Source organism: Methanospirillum sp. (assembly GCF_035406105.1).
Lineage (GTDB): Archaea > Halobacteriota > Methanomicrobia > Methanomicrobiales > Methanospirillaceae > Methanospirillum.
This window is the reverse complement of record NZ_DAONKG010000358.1, coordinates 1-1,376: the sequence shown is the minus strand read 5'-3', so window position 1 is coordinate 1,376 and position 1,376 is coordinate 1. Positions and strand designations below refer to the sequence as shown.

The 1,376-nt window shown below is 45.9% G+C and carries 2 protein-coding genes; both read right to left on the bottom strand.

The genetic code is table 11. The annotated features are described in order from the left end of the window. Positions 1-728: hypothetical protein (locus tag PLA23_RS13455; protein ID WP_324475546.1), on the bottom strand; the 728-nt coding region annotated here is incomplete at its 3' end. Between the two features lie 8 nt (positions 729-736). Continuing rightward, positions 737-1,174 (bottom strand): hypothetical protein, encoded by a 438-nt coding sequence (locus PLA23_RS13450; protein ID WP_324475545.1) that lies wholly within the window; start codon positions 1,172-1,174, stop codon positions 737-739. Positions 1,175-1,376 lie beyond the last annotated feature (202 nt).

Genomic DNA, 1,376 nt, shown 5'->3' with positions numbered 1-1,376 from the left:
CGTGAAAAAAACCTGAATAGTATATCAGGATCATATCCGGGAAGGCAATAGGTACTTGACAGCGTCATCTCATCCCCGTAACTGGATAATAAACACAATATACCGGGGGGACGGTTATGGGTCGGAAGGATATATGCTGAACGAACTGATATATCGCTATCAAATCCGAAAGGTTCTATGATCCCGGTGTTTGAAAATATTGGGATTCTCGTCTTGGATCGTTCATTTTCTGCCCACCGGTCGCCTATCTCCCTGTATGCTGCCGCATATCCACTGTCATAAAGTCGCTCAGCTTCAAATGCTGCATCTATTCCGGGATAATTGTTCTTTATTGCATCCATTAGAGTTTTTGTTCTGACTGCAGTCACGTGTATAGGTTCATTCACAGGCACATCCATGCTGATGTGAAATGCGGTAGAGTAGTTCTGAACTGAAGTTGCAGGACTGATATCGAGATAACGTCGCAGGTCGATGGTTGTCAGGAGTGATACACGATGCGAATCACTGGTTCCGGCAATATCTGCTAAAGCCCGTATAATGACGGCGATCATGAGATCATTCACTGAAACTGCCCATTCTTTTCTGATCGAATGAAGATAACGAACCCTCTCTTTATCCAGGTGGAGGAGTGAGTAGGCTGGTGTTGTACATTCAAGGGATCTACACGGGATAGAGACAGGTGATGTCCATGCCATCGTAATATCCTGCTTATCTGCCTGGAATGCCATGATATCTTTTATTCTGGGGAGGTTTCGTTGTGAAAGTGAAATGTGTCCGGTTGATTCGCTCTCTCCCTGCAGTAACCTGGAGTAACGTGCAAGAATTGCCTGGTAACCTCTTTTAATCCACGGCCATCCATGGCTATGTGATGGGCATTTACAACCAGGATATCACCATATGAGGGATCGGTACTGTGTATTAGGATGAGCCTGATGAGTGGTCCTGACCGATATTCGAGAGGTATTGATAATGCCTGATGAAGAATCCGGGAAGGGTGTGGTGTTGAAAAATGCATGAACAGATCTTCAGGTCTGACATCGGCGAGAGGCATCCACCAGAGCATGTCTTCTCTCACCATCACTCTGCAATTGAGGACTTCCTCATCCATTGTTACCCCGACAATGGCAGCCTTCATCAAATCCGCGTTCACCTGACCATTCAACTCTAAAATCATATGGATTACCTGATTTGAGCACACGGTCAGAAGACCGGAAAAAAATCAAACGGGTGGAGGGGGCAGGTGTCCATAAAACGGTTCCTGTCTTTTGATGTGAGAACTGTTCAGTGTGTATTAAATGATAAACCCATCTCTCGTCATCCGGAGGCCGCTCATCGGATTGTTGTTCTGCATGTGCGATGTGGAATATTCGGGATCC